This is a genomic window from Kitasatospora sp. NPDC057518 (genome assembly GCF_042802075.1).
GTDB lineage: Bacteria > Actinomycetota > Actinomycetes > Streptomycetales > Streptomycetaceae > Kitasatospora.
The window spans coordinates 22577-38120 of sequence record NZ_JBHVEU010000020.1 but is presented as its reverse complement, the minus strand read 5'-3'; the positions used below and the strand labels follow the sequence as shown (position 1 = coordinate 38120).

The window sequence follows — 15544 nt, the reverse complement described above, 5'->3', positions numbered from 1 at the left end:
AGTCCGGGGGGACTCGCTCCACGCCTCCCCCGGTCCCCAGCGCCCCCGGTTGGACCAGCACCCCCGGCCGGACCAGCGCTCCCGGCTAGACCAGTACCCCCGGCTAGACCAGCGCGCTCCAGTACGGGCAGCGGACGTACGGCAGCGGCGGCGCGCAGCGGTCGACGCTCCCGGACAGCACCGGGCCCCGCTCCGAGCGGGCCACTCCGGGCGAGCTCGCCGTCAGCCCGGCCTCGCCCGACTCGCCGAAGCGCAGCTCCAGCCGGTAGCCGTCCGGCGTGGCCGCGGCGACGCCCGGGCGGTCCCGGCCGGCGTTCAGCGAGGTGATGGTCCAGCCGCGCCGCCGCCAGTGCCGCTCCACCACGTCCGCCAGCGCCGCCCGTCGGGACAGCGAGACGACGGTGAGGAGGTCCCGGCCCCGGGTGACGTACCAGAGCAGCTCCGACTCGCGCCCCGGCAGCGGCAGTCGTGCCCCCGCCCGCGCGGGCGCCCCCTGCCAGACCGGCGCCGGACGGACGGCGTCCAGGGTGTCCTGGAGCAGCGTCTCGCAGCGTTCGGTGGCGTCGAGTTGGTCGATCGTCACCTCCGGCCCCGACTCCGCCCCCGACTCGGACTCCGACCGCCGGACCGGCGCGACCCGCGCACCGCCGGGGCGGCCGGGGCCGCCGCCACCCGGGCATCCGACGTTCAGTTCGGCACCACCTGACTGCACAGGGCCCTCCGTACTCCCCCGGTGTTCAACCCGGGCCGGCATTCCGTCACTGCTTGGACGGCGGGCGGGTACGGGCAGTTCCCCTCCCGGTTCCGTCCCTCACCGTTCCCACACCTTCAAAATGCACTGCACGGTGTAGTTGAATTACTGATCTGCACTGTGTAGTTTACTTCCCGGGCCGACCGGCCGGTCCGGACCGGCCCACCGGCCGTACCCGGCAGGCCTTCTGACCTGCCGTCCGACCCAGTCATCGAGAGGACCCGCCATGCCCGTCATCACCGTCGGCGCCGCCCGCATCCCCTACCGCGTCGTCGGCGACGGCCCCGACACCCTCGTCCTGGTGCACGGCACCGGCCCCGGCTCCGCCATGTGGGACGGCCTGCTGGACTCCTTCACCGACCGCTGGACCGTGCTGCTGCCCGACCTCTCCGGCAGCGCGGCCGCCGAGGACGACGGCGGTCCGCTCGCCCTGGAGGCCCTGGCCGCCCAGGTCGCCGCCGTGATCGAGGACGCCGGCCGCGGCCCCGCCGACGTCCTCGGCTTCTCGCTCGGCGCCGTCGTCGCCACCGCGACCGCCGCCCTGCACCCCGGGCGGGTCCGCCGCCTGGTCGCCGCCGCCGGCTGGATCAGCGCGGAACAGGACGAGTACCTGCGGCTCTCCATGGCCACCTGGCTCTCCCTCGCCGACCACCCCGCCGCGTTCGGCGGCTACGCCACCCTCACCGCCTTCAGCCCCGGCTTCCTCGACCGGATCGGGCGCGCCGCCGTCCAGGCCAACACCGCCTACATGCGGCCGACCCCGGGCACCCTGCGGCACCTCGCCCTCAACCTCGGCCTGGACCTCGGCCCACTGCTCCCGCGCGTCCAGGCCCCCGCCCTGGTGATCGGCTGCCGCCAGGACGCCACCGTCCCGGTGGAGAACGCCCGCCGGCTGCACGCCGCCCTGCCCGGCAGCGCCTACGCCGAGTTCGACACCGGCCACATCGTGCTCGCCGAGCAGACCGGGGCGTTCACGGGTGCCGTCCGGGACTTCCTCGTCGCCGCGTGACCGCCCGCCGCACGACCACCCGCCGACCGCCGACCGCCGGGAGGGAGCGAACGGCGGCGCGCGGGCGGCCCGTCCGGCGGGCGCGCACGGCCCGGGCGACCGGCGCGCGGAGCACACCGTTGCCCGAGAGGCAAGCCCTGCTCCAGAAAGGCCGATTACCGCGCATGGTGATCCTTATCGAATTGACTGAACGTCAACTTCAAAGGTGAGACTGCCTTGTCAGCAACATTCGCAAGGAGACCACCATGCGCATACTCTTCACCGGCCCCGCCGCGGCCGGTCACCTCTACCCGATGGTGCCCACCGCCCAGGCGCTGCGCGCCGTCGGGCACGAGGTCCTGTTCGCCACCGGGCAGCCCGTCGAGCTGATCCGCTCCGCGGGCTTCCCCGTCGCCCAGGTCGGCGACGGCCGGGGCCTGCGGGAGATCATCGAGGAGGGTCTCGGCGGCAAGGTCCAGTACGTCAACCGGGACAAGACCCAGGAAGAGATCCTCGACATGGCGGCCGCGATGTTCGCGCACGCCTCCCGTCCCGACGTGGACGGCCTGCTCGCGGTCGCCACCGACTGGGGCGCCGACCTGATCGTCCACGACTCCTTCGCCGCCGCCGGCCCGCTGGTCGCCGCCCAGCTCAAGATCCCGTCGGTGGTGCAGAACTTCGGTGCCAGCCCCGGCCGCCCGATGGCCGACCTGGTGGCCTCGCACGTCTCCGACCTGTACGAGGAGCGCGGCCTGACCGCTCCGGGCGTCACCGCGGTGCTCAACCTCGGCCCGCTCGGCGGCGACCCGGACGGCCTGCCGATGCGCTACGTCCCGTACAACGGCGGCGGCATCGTCCCGGGCGAGTTCCTCCGCAAGCCCGAGCGCCCGCGGGCGGTCGTCACCCTGGGCACCGTGCTCGCCGAGATCGACGGTGTCCGCGCGGTGGTCCGCCTGGTCGAGGCGGCGGCCGAGGTCGACGCCGACTTCCTGCTCGCGGTCGGCAACGCCGACCTCGCCCCGCTCGGCACCCTGCCCGCCAACGTCCGCGGCCTGCCCTGGGTCCCGCTCAACGAGCTGCTCGGCCGCGCCGACGCGCTGATCCACCACGGCGGTTCGGGCACCATGCTGACCGCCCTCCAGGCCGGCCTGCCCCAGCTGCTGCTCCCCCAGGGCGCGGACCACTTCCTCAACGCCGACGCCATCACCGCCACCGGTGCCGCCCTGAGCTCCACCTCCGAGGCCGTCGACACCCCGCTGCTCACCCGTGTCCTCACCGACGCCGCGCTGCGCGACGCCGCCCACCGCCTCCGGGCCGACAACGCCGCCCTGCCCACCCCGGCCGCCCTGGTCCCCACCCTGGAGGACCTCGCCGCCCGCCGCTGATCCCACCCCTGCCGCCGATGGCCGTACCGCTCACGGCCGTACCCGCTCACAGCGGTGCGGCCACCGGCGGTACGGCCGCCGACGCGCCGGCCCGGGGCAGCAGGAGCGGCGTGGCGAGGATGAGCAGTCCCGCGACCGCGAGGGCGGTGCGCGGTCCGGTGGCGGCCGCGAGCAGCCCGCCGAGCGCGGTGCAGACGGCGATGGACGCCTGCTGGCCGATCGACCAGGCCGACAGCGTGCGGGCGACCAGGTGCTTGGGCGTGCGTTCGAGCCGGTAGGTGGCGAGCACCGGGTTGAACAGGCTCATGTTGACGATGATCGCCAGCTCGACGGCCATCACGGTGACCAGGCCGACCACGCCGGGGCGGACGAAGGCCAGGCCGATCAGCCAGACGGCGCGCAGGGTGCCGACGGTCCGGAACACCCGGTCCCGGCCGTGGCGTGCGACGACCCGCCGGGCCAGCCGGGAGCCGATCAGCCCGCCGAGGCAGGGGGCGGCGAAGGCCAGGCCGTACTGCCATGGGGCGAAGTGGAGTTGGCGGAGCAGGAGGACGGCGAGCACCGGCTCGGTGGCCATGATCAGACCGGAGACGAGCATGTTGTTGAGGTAGAGCGCCCGCAGACCGGGGTCGCCCAGGATGTGCCGCCAGCCGTCGAGCACCGCGCCCGCCCGGACCGGGTTCCCGCCGGTCCGCCGCGGCGCCTCCTCCCGGCCGCGGATCGCGGTGATGCTCAGCGCGGAGAGCAGGTAGCTGAGCGCGTCGGCCACCACGGTGGTGACCGGCCCGAACCGGCCGACCGCCGCCCCGCCCAGCGGCGGACCGATCGCGATGGAGCTCCAGTTCGTGGACTCGAACCGCGCGTTGGCCACCAGCAGGTCGTCCGGCCGGACGAGGGCCTTGAGGTAGGCGCCGCTGGCCGCGCCGAACGCGATCCTGGCCGCGGCGACCACGATCGAGACCACCAGCAGCTGGACGAAGCCCAGCCCTCCCAGGGCGTACGCGACCGGGATCGACGCCATGGCCGCGAACCGGACCAGGTCCATCGCGATCATCACCGGGCGCTTGCGCCGGAACTCCACCCACGGCGCGAGCGGCACCGCGATCAGCGCGCCCACCGCCGGCCCCACCGCGGACAGCGCGGACACCTCGGCCGGTCCGGCGCGCAGCACCAGCACGGCGATCAGCGGCAGCGCCCCGAACCCCAGCCCGGACCCGTACGCGCTCACCGCGTACGCCGCCCACAGCCAGCCGAACCGCCGGCCCAGCCGTTTCCCACCCGTCATGCGCGGTGCGCTCCCCTCGACGTCCCGACCCCGACCGGACAAACCGGAGTTGACCGGTGAGAGCCAACCGGGAGGCACCACGGCCGGTCAAACAACCGTTTCGCCCACCCCGCACAACCACAGGTTGTTCTCTACAGTGGATCGGCGTGGACCTCGAAGCAGTGCGCACCTTCGCCGCCATCGCGGAAGCCGGCCAGTTCCAGAAGGCCGCCGTCGACCTGTCGATCACCCAGCAGGCCGTCTCCAAACGCGTCGCCGCACTGGAGCGCGACCTCGGCGTGCGACTGTTCACGCGCACCCCGCGCGGCGCCGAACTCACCATCGACGGACAGGCGTTCCTGCCCCACGCCCGCGAACTGCTGCGCGCCGCCGAACGCGCCGTCGCGTCCGTACGGGCCGGCCGCCGCCCGCTGCGCGTCGACGTGCTCAACTCGCGCGGAGCCGTCTCGGGCCTGATGCGCGACTTCCACCGCTCCCACCCGGACATCGACCTCGACGTGCTGATGCTGCACGACATCGAGACCGCCGTCGCCGCCGTCCGCTCCGGCACGATCGACGCCACCTTCCGCGCCGTCGCCATGCCCGGCCGGCCGCTCCCCGAGGACATCGCATCCGTCCGGGTGCTCGACGAACCGCTCCACCTCCTCACCGGCCCCGCCCACGCCCTGGCGGGCGCCCGGACGCTGACCGTCGCCGACCTGGCCGGCCACCGGATCTGGATGCCCGGCATCGTCCCCGGCACCGAGTGGGGCGCCTACTACGCCGACCTGGTCGCCGAGTTCGGCCTCACCATCGAGGCCACCGGCCCCAACTTCGGCTCCGACGCCCTCCTCGACACCATCGCCGACACCCCGGCCCTCGCCACCTTCATGAGCGAGCGGACCCGCCTCGTCTGGCCCGCCGCCCACGGCCTGCGCCGCATCCCGGTAACCGACCCGACGCCCGTCTACCCCCACTCGCTCCTCTGGCACCGCGACAACCCCCACCCGGCCCTCCCCGCCCTCCGGGCCCACCTCGCCACCGCCGCCCCCACCCCCGGCACCCCCGGCACCTGGACCCCCGCCTGGACCCACCCCCACTGACCGCCCCGACCGGCCCCGGACAACGCGAAAGCCCCAGGCCACTGGCCTGGGGCTTTACTGCTGGAGCGGGCGACGAGAATCGAACTCGCGCTCTAAGCTTGGGAAGCTCATGTTCTACCATTAAACTACGCCCGCCTGATGAGCCGTCAGAGACCGCTCGATCCAGTGTCACTGTACCCCATTCGCACCGGTGGTTGCACAGGGGGTCGGTGGACGTGGCGGAGCCGGGTGGGGCGGGTGTGGAGGCGTACTGTGTGGGCCGCGCGCGAGTGCTCCGGTGGGTGGGGGCCGAGGCGGCGAGCCATGGTGAGGAATGTCCGGAACATCCCCTAATGTGACGCTGTCCCGGGGCTCGGCCGTCGGGGCGAGTGCGTACGGGTGAGTACTGGGTTAGGGATGGGAAGGGGATCGATGGAGCAGCGCGCCGTCGTTCGTTGTGCCGAGGGGCACCTGTTCAGCACCACCACGTTCCCGATGCAGAACCTCGGTCCTGGCCGGCTCGGGCCCGGACGGTTGATCCGCTGCCCGCAGTGCGGACGGATGCGGAGTTCGGTGCTGGCCGACGTGCGGGAGCTGTCGGAGCCGCAACTGGCGCGGGCGATGCGGTTGGAGGCCGCGGAGTTCCTGGCCTGACGGTCGCGGAGGGACGGAACGGGCCCCGGGCGGATTCGTCCGGGGCCCTGTCGTGCACGTAACCTCGAAGCGTGCTGCTCTCTGACAAGGACATCCGGACCGAAATCGACCTGGGTCGGGTCGTCGTCGACCCGTTCGACCCGGCGATGATCCAGCCGTCGAGTATCGACGTGCGCCTCGACCGCTTCTTCCGCGTGTTCGAGAACCACAAGTACCCGCACATCGACCCCTCCGAGGAGCAGCCGGACCTGACCCGGCTGGTCGAGCCGGAGGGCGACGAGGCGTTCATCCTGCACCCCGGCGAGTTCGTGCTGGCCTCGACGTACGAGGTCATCACGCTGCCCGACGACGTCGCGTCCCGGCTGGAGGGCAAGTCGAGCCTGGGCCGGCTGGGCCTGCTCACCCACTCCACGGCCGGCTTCATCGACCCCGGTTTCAGCGGCCACGTGACCCTGGAGCTGTCGAACGTCGCGACGCTGCCGATCAAGCTCTACCCGGGCATGAAGATCGGGCAGCTGTGCCTGTTCCGGCTCTCCTCGCCCTCGGAGCACCCGTACGGCTCGGAGCGCTACGGCTCGCGCTACCAGGGCCAGCGCGGCCCGACGCCGTCCCGCTCGTACCTGAACTTCCACCGCAGCGACGTCTGAGCACAGGACCCGCAGGACCCGCGGGCCCCACGGAGCGCACGCACGACGGGCGGCCTGACCCCTCACCCGAGGGATCAGGCCGCCCGCGGCGTTTCTCAGGCCCGCTTCGGGCTGGTGACGGCGACCAGCTCGGTGCCGTCCTCGGACAGCCGCAGCTCGGTGCGCAGCTCGGCCAGCTCGCCGAGGTGGTGCAGGTGGGTGCCGCCGCAGAAGATCTGCGCGCCGCCCTCGGGCAGCTCGCAGTGCCACTGGCGGCGGGCGGTGAGCTCGGGGCCGGGCACCTCGATGCGGACCGGGGCGTCGGCGGCGACCCAGGCGGCCAGCCGGGCGTTGACGGCCTCGGTGAGGGCCGGCAGGGCGTCGGCGAGGGCCGGGAACTCCTCGGTGGCGTCCACCGTGAAGCCCTTCTTCTTCAGCGACTTGCCGAGCCGGTAGGTGTCGGTGCTGGCCGCGGTGTCCATCACCGAGCTCGCCATGGCGAGGCTGTCGAAGTCCGGGTGGCCGAAGGCGTCCGAGCGGCCCGGGTCCTTGCGCCAGCGCGGGGCGAGCGCGGCGTTCAGGGCGAGGGCGAGCAGGTGGCAGCCGCTGTGCGAGGCGCTGAGGGCGCCCCGGCGGTCGGCGTCGACGGCGAGCGCGGCGGTGCGGCCGACGAGGTCCCCCGGGTCGCCGTCGACGACGTGCAGGACCAGCCAGGACCACTCCTCGTCACCGCGCCGGACCGGGATGTCGGCGCCGACCAGCAGTTCCCCGCCCTCCGGGCCGACGGCGCCGGTCAGGCAGTCGACCACGGCCAGCTCGGTGCCGTCGACGGTCAGGGTGCCGAGATCGGCCGGCTGGTCGGGCCAGGTGTGGTCGAGCGGGTGGAACGGGGTCGCCGCGGTGACGACGGCGTACCGGCCGTCGGCCAGCGGGTGCACCGCGAGCACCGGGGACTCGCCGGTCACCGCCCCGGCCGGGAAGCTGACGTGGGTGGTGGGGAGGGTCATTCCTGGCTCCGGTGAAGGTGGGACGACGAGGGTGGGGCGGGCCCGGCGCTCGGCCGCGACCCGCCCCCATTCTGCCCTTCGCCCGTCGGAGCCCTCGGCCCGGCGTCGCTCCGCCCGGTGCGGCTCAGCCCAGCGTCGGCAGCTTGATCAGCACCAGCAGCGCCACCAGCTGTATCGCCGAGGCGGCCGCGGCCTTGCCCCAGGGCAGGTCGTGCAGCCGCCGGACCATGCTGGTCAGCAGGTACGCGCAGAGCATCCAGGTGGCCCAGCCGACGACCTGGACGACGGCGCTGCCGGAGGGCAGCACCAGGTCGAGCAGCAGCCGGGGCGCGTCGGTGAGCCAGCCGATCAGCGCGGCCAGGCCGACGGTCGCCTTCCACGGGCCGTCGCCGCCCAGCTGGCGGGCCATCGCGTAGGTGACCCCGCCGAAGAGCGCGCCGGCCACGGTGAAGCCGATGGCGGCGGCGAGGATGCCGGTCAGCGCCACGGTGAAGGTCGAGTTGACGATGTCGTCGTGGGTCAGCCCGATGCCGAGCACCGCGAGCGCGCCGTACAGCAGCGAGACGGTGAGCGCGGGCAGCCAGACCTGGTGGTCGCGGGTGCGGTCGAAGACCGCGGTCGGGCTGCGGAACAGGCCGGTGAACAGTTCGCGCCAGTGCGGCCGGGGCCCGGCGACGTGCGGGGCGGACTGGCCGCCGGCCCGGTAGACGGCGACGTTGTCCTGGCCGTACGGCTGCTGGTCGTAGCCCTGCTCGGGGCCGTAGCCCTCCTCGGGGCCGTAGGGCGGCTGCTGCCCGTGGCCGTCGTCGTAGTAGCCGTGCTCCTGGCCGGGGTGCCCCTGGTACGGCGGCTGTCCCTGGTACGGACCGCCGGCCGCGTACGGGTCGCCGACGGGGAAGGCCCGGGTGCTGCCGGGCCGGTCCGCCGCGTACGGGTCGTACCCGTCCCCCGCCGTCTGCCCGGGACCGCCGGGCGTGCCGGGCGTGCCGGGACCGCCCGGACCGCCCGGACCGCCGGGCGCGCCGCCGGGCCCGCCGGGCGTCGCCGCGTGCGGGGCCGTGAAGTACTCCGGCCCGTCCGTCCCCCCGTGCCCCCCGGGCGCGGACGGCGGCGGAGGGGCCGACCACCCGCCGCGCGGACGGTCCGCGCCCTGACCGTTGTCGTATCGATTACCAGCCACGGTCCGAAGGTACCCGTCCGGCCCGGCCCGCGGCGGCCCCGGACGAAGCCGGGGCCGGTTTGCAGCGAGGCTGAGACGAACGGGGCCGAAAACCCGCGGGGCGCGGGGTGGCTACCGCTGTGCGCCGACCGACGGCCCGTGCACCGCCGCGGCCGCGCTGGTGCCGGCCGGGCAGCCGCCCGGGCCGGCCGAGGTGCGGACGGCGCCGACCGGCAGCAGGGTGCCGCAGGCGATCCGGATGCCGTTCGGCAGCTCGTTGTCCGACTCCACGATCGCGCCGTCGCCGATCACCGCGCCGTCCAGCGCCGAGCGGGCGCCGACGGTGGCGAAGGCGCCCACGATCGAGTCCTTGACCAGGGTGTCCGGGCCGATCACCGCGCCGGGCAGGATCACGCTGCCCTCGACGATCGCGCCGGCCTCGACCACCGCGTCCTCGGCGACCACGGTGCCGCCGCTGAGCACCGCGCCCGGGTGGACGGTGGCGCCGGGCAGCAGCAGGGCGTCGCCGGTCGGGCCGGGGACGGCCGGGGAGTCGACCTTGCCGAGCACCAGGTCCGCCGAGCCGCGGACGAAGGCCGCCGGGGTGCCCAGGTCCAGCCAGTACGAGGTGTCGACGACACCGCGCAGCAGCGCGCCGGTGGCCAGCAGTTCGGGGAAGGTCTCGCGCTCGACGGACACCTCGCGGCCGGTCGGGATGCGGTCGATCACGGACCGGGTGAAGACGTAGCAGCCGGCGTTGATCTGGTCGGTGACGATCTGCTCCGGGGTCTCCGGCTTCTCCAGGAACTCCAGCACCCGCCCGTCCTCGTCGGTCGGGACGAGGCCGAAGGCCCGCGGGTCCTCGACCCGGGTCAGGTGCAGGGTGACGTCGGCCCCGGCGGCCACGTGGCCGTCGCGCAGGGCGGCGATGTCGACGCCGGAGAGGATGTCGCCGTTGAAGACCAGGACCGGTTCGTCCGGGCCGCAGGTCAGGCCGGAGGCGGCGTTGCGGATCGCCCCGCCGGTGCCCAGCGGCTCGCGCTCGGTCAGGTAGACGAGCTCGATGCCGTACGGGGTGCCGTCCTGGAAGTGGTCCTCGAACACCTCGGCCAGGTACGAGGTGGCCAGCACGACGCGGGTGACGCCGGCGGCGGCCGCGCGGGCCAACTGGTGCGCGATGAACGGGACGCCTGCCACCGGCAGCATCGGCTTGGGGGTGTGGGTGGTCAGCGGACGCAGTCGCGTGCCCTTACCACCGACCAGCATGATCGCCTCGGTCATGGTCTGCGCTGTTCCCCTTGTGGTCTCTGCGGCCCGGCCCGGCGGGCCGACACCTCGTCGTCGGTCTGGACCCGGCCGTGCGGCCGGCGCGGGTCGCCACCCGCCCGGGGCTTCCGTCCGGAACGGGTCGACCGGCACGAAGCCGGTCCGGGCCTACTGTATTTGCTTCCGACCGAATGCCCGTCCGGCGCCTGTGCGATTGCCGTCACCCCCCGTACGCCCGCCGTACCGGGGCGGGCCGTCCGGAGCGACCGAAAGCCCGGCCCGGCGGGCGCGTTCGCGGCGTCCACCGGGCCGGGCAGTTGTTGCAGAACTGTCGAACAGCGGGCTCGTCGGCGCCGGTCAGGCGCCCACCGTCGCGGGCTGCTCCTCGTCCCCGGTCGGCGGGAGGGCCTTCACCGAGTCGAGCAGCAGCTGGGCCACGTCGACCACCTTCAGGTGCTCCTTGGCCGCGCCCTCGTTCTTCTTGCCGTTGACCGAGTCGGAGAGCATCACCAGGCAGAACGGGCAGGCGGTGGAGACGATGTCCGGGTTGAGCGACAGCGCCTCGTCCACGCGCTCGGTGTTGATCCGCTTGCCGATGCGCTCCTCCATCCACATCCGGGCACCGCCGGCGCCGCAGCAGAAGCCGCGCTCCTTGTGCCGGTGCATCTCCTGCTGGCGCAGACCGGGGACCTTGTCCATGATCTCGCGCGGCGGGCTGTAGACCTTGTTGTGGCGGCCCAGGTAGCAGGGGTCGTGGTAGGTGATCAGGCCCTCGACCGGGTTGACCGGGATCAGCTTGCCCTCGTCGATGAGGTGCTGCAGCAGCTGGGTGTGGTGGATGACCTCGAAGTGGCCGCCCAGCTGCGGGTACTCGTTGGCGATGGTGTTGAAGCAGTGCGGGCAGGTGGCCACGATCCGCTTGACCGGGGCGTCCTCCAGGGCCGCGTTCAGCGTCTCCACGTTCTGCGCGCCGAGCATCTGGAACAGGAACTCGTTGCCCAGGCGGCGGGCGGAGTCACCGGTGCAGGACTCCTCCTTGCCGAGGATCGCGAACTTCACGCCCGCGGTGTGCAGCAGCTCGGCGAAGGCCTTGGTGGTCTTCTTGGCGCGGTCCTCCAGGGCGCCGGCGCAGCCGACCCAGTAGAGGTACTCGACCTCGGCGGGGTCGATGTCCTCGCCGATCACCGGCACCTCGATGCCGGTCTCCTTCTTGAGCTCCTTGACCCAGTCCAGGCGGGCCTTGGTGGCCATGCCCCACGGGTTGCCCTTGTTCTCCAGGTTCTTGAGCATCGTCCCGGCCTCGGTCGGGAACGAGGACTCGATCATCACCTGGTAGCGGCGCATGTCGACGATGTGGTCGATGTGCTCGATGTCCACCGGGCACTGCTCGACGCAGGCGCCGCAGGTGGTGCAGGACCACAGCACGTCCGGGTCGATGACGCCGTTCTCTTCGGCGGTGCCGATCAGCGGGCGCTCGGCCTCGGCCAGGGCGGCCGCCGGGACGTCCTTGAGCTGCTCGGAGGTGGCCCGCTCCTCGCCCTCCATGTCCTTGCCGCCGCCGGCCAGCAGGTACGGCGCCTTGCCGTAGGCGTGCTCGCGCAGGCTCATGATCAGCAGCTTCGGCGAGAGCGGCTTGCCGGTGTTCCAGGCCGGGCACTGCGACTGGCAGCGGCCGCACTCGGTGCAGGTGGAGAAGTCGAGGATGCCCTTCCAGGAGAAGTGCTCGACCTGGGAGACGCCGAAGACGGCGTCCTCGGCCGGGTCCTCGAAGTCGATCGGCCGGCCGCCCGAGGTCATCGGACCGAGGGCGCCGAGCGCGGTGCCGCCGTCCTCCTCGCGCTTGAAGTAGATGTTGAAGAAGCCGAGGAAGCGGTGCCAGGCCACGCCCATCGAGGGGTTGAGGCCGATGGTGGTCGCCCACGCGAACGAGATGCAGATCTTCAGCATCGCGAACAGGTAGATCAGGTTCTCCAGCGTGCCGTGCGACAGGCCGCCCAGCGCGGAGACCAGCGGGTACGAGACCAGGTGCTCCGGCCCGTACGAGTCGACGCCGTTGAGGGCGCCCTCCAGGCCGCGCAGCATCAGGATGCACAGGCCGATGCCGAGGATCGTGTACTCGACGTAGAAGGCCTGCCAGGCGATCGAGCCGGCGAACCGGGACTTGCGGCCGGACCGGGACGGCAGGCTCATCAGCCGGATCACGATCAGGACGGCGATGCCCAGCGTGGTCAGGGTGCCGACCAGCTCGACGAAGAGCTGCCAGATCATCCAGTGGCCGATGATCGGCAGCGCGAAGTCGGCGTCGAAGAGCTGGCCGAAGGCGTTCACGATGGTCAGCACCAGGCTGAAGAAGCCGACCGCCACGAACCAGTGGGCGATGCCGACGATCCCCCAGCGGTTCATCCTGGTGTGGCCGACGAACTCGGTCGCGACGGTCTTCACCCGCTGGGCGGGCTGCCCGAAGCGGGTGGAGTCCGGCGCACCGGTGCGGACCACCTTGTAGATGTACAGCGCCGCACGGGCGGCGAGCGCGGTGCCGATCACGAATGTGACCAGCGAGATGACGATCGCTGCTAGCTGCATCGGCTCTCCGTCTCCTGCGGCTTTGCGGTTGAGCAGGCTCTGCGTTACACGGTCTTGGGAACTGAGTGTACTGGTCGGTAACTTGCCGGGCCGACGGCCCGGACATTACCGGTGACCGACCGTCGTCCAGAAGATTCCCAAGCTATGGCGGCAGTCACGTGGCCGCACCCCCGCCCCGGCGCGGCGCGCCCGCTCCGCCCCGCCGCTCAGCAAAGTTGAGCGAGCGGCGCTCATAGCTGTTGACTCCGTCCACCGGGTCGTGCATCCTTGAGCCTGTAAAGCTCAACTCTTCCGTGGAGGTATCTACGATGGCACGCGCGGTCGGCATCGACCTCGGTACGACGAACTCGGTCGTCAGCGTTCTGGAGGGTGGCGAGCCCACCGTCATCACGAACGCCGAGGGCGCTCGGACCACGCCGTCCGTCGTCGCCTTCGCCAAGAACGGCGAGGTCCTCGTCGGCGAGGTGGCCAAGCGCCAGGCGGTCACCAACGTCGACCGCACCATCCGCTCGGTCAAGCGCCACATGGGCACCGGGTGGAAGATCAACATCGATGGCAAGGACTTCAACCCCCAGCAGATCTCGGCCTTCGTGCTGCAGAAGCTGAAGCGGGACGCCGAGGCGTACCTGGGCGAGACGGTCACCGACGCCGTCATCACCGTCCCGGCGTACTTCAACGACTCGGAGCGCCAGGCCACCAAGGAGGCCGGCGAGATCGCGGGCCTGAACGTCCTGCGCATCGTCAACGAGCCGACCGCGGCCGCCCTGGCGTACGGCCTGGACAAGGACGACCAGACCATCCTGGTCTTCGACCTCGGCGGCGGCACCTTCGACGTCTCCCTGCTGGAGATCGGCGACGGGGTCGTCGAGGTGAAGGCCACCAACGGTGACAACCACCTCGGTGGCGACGACTGGGACCAGCGCGTCGTCGACCACCTGGTCAAGGTCTTCCAGGGCGGCCACGGCGTCGACCTGTCCAAGGACAAGATGGCCCTCCAGCGTCTGCGCGAGGCCGCCGAGAAGGCCAAGATCGAGCTGTCCTCGTCCTCCGAGACCTCGATCAACCTGCCGTACATCACGGCCTCCGCCGAGGGCCCGCTGCACCTGGACGAGAAGCTCACCCGCGCCCAGTTCCAGCAGCTGACCGCGGACCTGCTGGAGCGCTGCAAGGTCCCGTTCCACAACGTCATCAAGGACGCCGGCATCTCGCTGTCCGAGATCGACCACGTCGTCCTCGTCGGCGGCTCGACCCGCATGCCGGCCGTCGCCGAGCTCGTCAAGGAGCTGACCGGCGGCCAGGACGCCAACAAGGGCGTCAACCCGGACGAGGTCGTCGCCATCGGCGCCGCGCTCCAGGCCGGTGTCCTGAAGGGCGAGGTCAAGGACGTCCTGCTGCTCGACGTCACCCCGCTGTCCCTCGGCATCGAGACCAAGGGCGGCATCATGACCAAGCTGATCGAGCGCAACACCACGATCCCGACCAAGCGCTCCGAGATCTTCACCACGGCCGAGGACAACCAGCCGTCCGTGCAGATCCAGGTCTACCAGGGCGAGCGCGAGATCGCGGCGTACAACAAGAAGCTCGGCATGTTCGAGCTGACCGGCCTGCCGCCGGCGCCGCGCGGCCTGCCGCAGATCGAGGTCACCTTCGACATCGACGCCAACGGCATCATGCACGTCGGCGCCAAGGACCTCGGCACCGGCAAGGAGCAGAAGATGACCGTCACCGGCGGCTCCTCGCTGCCGAAGGACGAGGTCGACCGCATGCGCCGCGAGGCCGAGCAGTACGCCGAGGACGACCACAAGCGCCGCGAGGCCGTCGAGACGCGCAACTCCGCCGAGCAGCTCGTCTACTCGACCGAGAAGTTCATCGCCGACAACGCCGACAAGCTGCCGGGCGACGTCAAGACCGAGGTCGAGACCGCCATCGGCGAGCTCAAGGAGGCCCTGAAGGGCGAGGACATCGCGAAGATCCGCGAGGCCTCGGAGAAGGTCTCCACCACCGCGCAGAAGCTCGGCCAGGCGCTGTACGCCAACGCCGACGCCACCGCCGGTGCCGCCCCCTCCGGTGACTCCGCCCAGGCCAAGGACGACGACGTCGTCGACGCCGAGATCGTGGACGACGAGAAGCCCAAGGGCGGTGCGGCATGACGGACAAGCCGCAGGGCGGCAAGCCCGGCGACGACTCCGCCGCCGAAGAGGCCGTGATCAAGGCTGCCGAGGAGGCCGCCGCGGCCGGCAGCGGGGAGTCCGGTTCGGAGGGTCTCGCCGCCGCCAAGCGCGAGCTCGCCGAGCGCACCGGTGACCTGCAGCGCCTCCAGGCCGAGTACCAGAACTACCGCAAGCGGGTCGAGCGCGACCGGCTGACCGTCCGCGAGATCGCCGTCTCCAACATCCTGGAGTCGCTGATCCCGGTCCTGGACGACATCGGCCGCGCCCGCGAGCACGGCGAGGTCACCGGCGGCTTCAAGTCCGTCGCCGAGTCGCTGGAGACGGTCGTCGCCAAGCTGGGCCTGCAGCAGTTCGGCAAGGAGGGCGAGCCCTTCGACCCGACCATGCACGAGGCGCTGATGCACAGCTACTCCTCGGACGTCACCGAGGACACCTGTGTCCAGGTCCTCCAGCCCGGCTACCGCATCGGCGAGCGGATCATCCGCCCGGCGATGGTGGCCGTCGCCGAGCCCCAGCCCGGCAGCCAGGCGTCCACGGACGCCGAGGCCAAGTCCGCCGACGCGGACAAGTCCGACGGTGGCTCGGACAGCTGACAACCTGTGACGGGT

At 72.3% G+C, this 15544-nt stretch carries 12 protein-coding genes, 1 tRNA gene and 1 pseudogene; 7 read left to right on the top strand and 7 right to left on the bottom strand.

Going from position 1 to position 15544, the window contains the following annotated elements:
- Positions 1–103: 103 nt before the first annotated feature.
- Positions 104–583 carry a hypothetical protein gene (locus ACFU7Z_RS03890; RefSeq protein ID WP_074001845.1) on the bottom strand — a complete coding sequence of 160 codons (480 nt, stop codon included), beginning with the start codon at positions 581–583 and terminating at the stop codon, positions 104–106.
- Between the two features lie 394 nt (positions 584–977).
- Here ACFU7Z_RS03890 and ACFU7Z_RS03885 point away from each other — a divergent pair, with 394 nt between their 5' ends.
- Together ACFU7Z_RS03885 and ACFU7Z_RS03880 are read left to right on the top strand one after the other, a co-directional pair.
- Complete coding sequence (locus ACFU7Z_RS03885) at positions 978–1760, top strand: alpha/beta fold hydrolase (protein ID WP_380775761.1); 783 nt, start codon at positions 978–980, stop codon at positions 1758–1760.
- A gap of 245 nt (positions 1761–2005) precedes the next feature.
- On the top strand, positions 2006–3124 hold the full coding sequence (locus tag ACFU7Z_RS03880; protein WP_380775759.1) for a nucleotide disphospho-sugar-binding domain-containing protein: 1119 nt from the start codon (positions 2006–2008) through the stop codon (positions 3122–3124).
- Positions 3125–3170: 46 nt separating this feature from the next.
- Here ACFU7Z_RS03880 and ACFU7Z_RS03875 read toward each other — a convergent pair whose 3' ends face one another.
- The gene (locus tag ACFU7Z_RS03875; protein WP_380775757.1) at positions 3171–4409 is read right to left on the bottom strand and encodes an MFS transporter; all 1239 of its coding nucleotides are present in this window, start codon (positions 4407–4409) and stop codon (positions 3171–3173) included.
- A 146-nt stretch (positions 4410–4555) separates the two neighbouring features.
- Here ACFU7Z_RS03875 and ACFU7Z_RS03870 point away from each other — a divergent pair, with 146 nt between their 5' ends.
- A complete protein-coding gene (locus tag ACFU7Z_RS03870) occupies positions 4556–5491 on the top strand; it encodes a LysR family transcriptional regulator (protein WP_380775755.1) in 936 nt (311 codons plus the stop codon).
- 61 nt (positions 5492–5552) lie between these two features.
- Here the strand turns inward: ACFU7Z_RS03870 and ACFU7Z_RS03865 are convergent.
- Positions 5553–5626: transfer RNA gene (locus ACFU7Z_RS03865), tRNA-Gly, on the bottom strand.
- A gap of 276 nt (positions 5627–5902) precedes the next feature.
- Between ACFU7Z_RS03865 and ACFU7Z_RS03860 the strand changes: the two genes are divergently transcribed.
- Together ACFU7Z_RS03860 and dcd are read left to right on the top strand one after the other, a co-directional pair.
- Entirely contained in the window at positions 5903–6124 is a 222-nt protein-coding gene (locus ACFU7Z_RS03860; RefSeq protein ID WP_074001850.1) for a hypothetical protein, read from the top strand.
- A gap of 71 nt (positions 6125–6195) precedes the next feature.
- Positions 6196–6771 carry a dCTP deaminase gene (dcd, locus tag ACFU7Z_RS03855; RefSeq protein ID WP_049651628.1) on the top strand — a complete coding sequence of 192 codons (576 nt, stop codon included), beginning with the start codon at positions 6196–6198 and terminating at the stop codon, positions 6769–6771.
- 95 nt (positions 6772–6866) lie between these two features.
- On the opposite strand, the gene ACFU7Z_RS03850 is transcribed toward dcd, so the two are convergent.
- The 4 genes and pseudogenes from ACFU7Z_RS03850 to ACFU7Z_RS03835 form a co-directional block, all read right to left on the bottom strand.
- The gene (locus ACFU7Z_RS03850; RefSeq protein WP_380775753.1) at positions 6867–7757 is read right to left on the bottom strand and encodes a metal-dependent hydrolase; all 891 of its coding nucleotides are present in this window, start codon (positions 7755–7757) and stop codon (positions 6867–6869) included.
- A 124-nt stretch (positions 7758–7881) separates the two neighbouring features.
- Entirely contained in the window at positions 7882–8937 is a 1056-nt protein-coding gene (locus ACFU7Z_RS03845) for a Yip1 family protein (RefSeq protein ID WP_380775751.1), read from the bottom strand.
- A 186-nt stretch (positions 8938–9123) separates the two neighbouring features.
- A pseudogene (locus ACFU7Z_RS03840) lies at positions 9124–10197 on the bottom strand (sugar phosphate nucleotidyltransferase); the annotation flags it as partial.
- 342 nt (positions 10198–10539) lie between these two features.
- Entirely contained in the window at positions 10540–12765 is a 2226-nt protein-coding gene (locus ACFU7Z_RS03835) for a (Fe-S)-binding protein (protein WP_380775749.1), read from the bottom strand.
- Between the two features lie 308 nt (positions 12766–13073).
- On the opposite strand from ACFU7Z_RS03835, the gene dnaK reads away from it, so the two are divergent.
- Positions 13074–14915, top strand: a complete 1842-nt coding sequence (gene dnaK, locus ACFU7Z_RS03830) for a molecular chaperone DnaK (RefSeq protein WP_074001854.1) — start codon at positions 13074–13076, stop codon at positions 14913–14915.
- Complete coding sequence (gene grpE, locus ACFU7Z_RS03825) at positions 14912–15529, top strand: nucleotide exchange factor GrpE (protein WP_049650422.1); 618 nt, start codon at positions 14912–14914, stop codon at positions 15527–15529. The genes dnaK and grpE overlap by 4 nt, the downstream gene beginning before the upstream one ends.
- The last annotated feature ends 15 nt before the right edge of the window (positions 15530–15544 follow it).

Excerpts from the sequence above, each read along its gene's own strand:
- dnaK (WP_074001854.1), top strand. The coding sequence starts at position 13,074 with ATGGCACGCGCGGTCGGCATCGACCTCGGTACGACGAACTCGGTCGTC.
- ACFU7Z_RS03850 (WP_380775753.1), bottom strand. The coding sequence starts at position 7,757 with ATGACCCTCCCCACCACCCACGTCAGCTTCCCGGCCGGGGCGGTGACC.
- ACFU7Z_RS03875 (WP_380775757.1), bottom strand. The coding sequence starts at position 4,409 with ATGACGGGTGGGAAACGGCTGGGCCGGCGGTTCGGCTGGCTGTGGGCG.
- ACFU7Z_RS03885 (WP_380775761.1), top strand. The coding sequence starts at position 978 with ATGCCCGTCATCACCGTCGGCGCCGCCCGCATCCCCTACCGCGTCGTC.
- ACFU7Z_RS03835 (WP_380775749.1), bottom strand. The coding sequence starts at position 12,765 with ATGCAGCTAGCAGCGATCGTCATCTCGCTGGTCACATTCGTGATCGGC.
- grpE (WP_049650422.1), top strand. The coding sequence starts at position 14,912 with ATGACGGACAAGCCGCAGGGCGGCAAGCCCGGCGACGACTCCGCCGCC.
- ACFU7Z_RS03880 (WP_380775759.1), top strand. The coding sequence starts at position 2,006 with ATGCGCATACTCTTCACCGGCCCCGCCGCGGCCGGTCACCTCTACCCG.
- ACFU7Z_RS03860 (WP_074001850.1), top strand. The coding sequence starts at position 5,903 with ATGGAGCAGCGCGCCGTCGTTCGTTGTGCCGAGGGGCACCTGTTCAGC.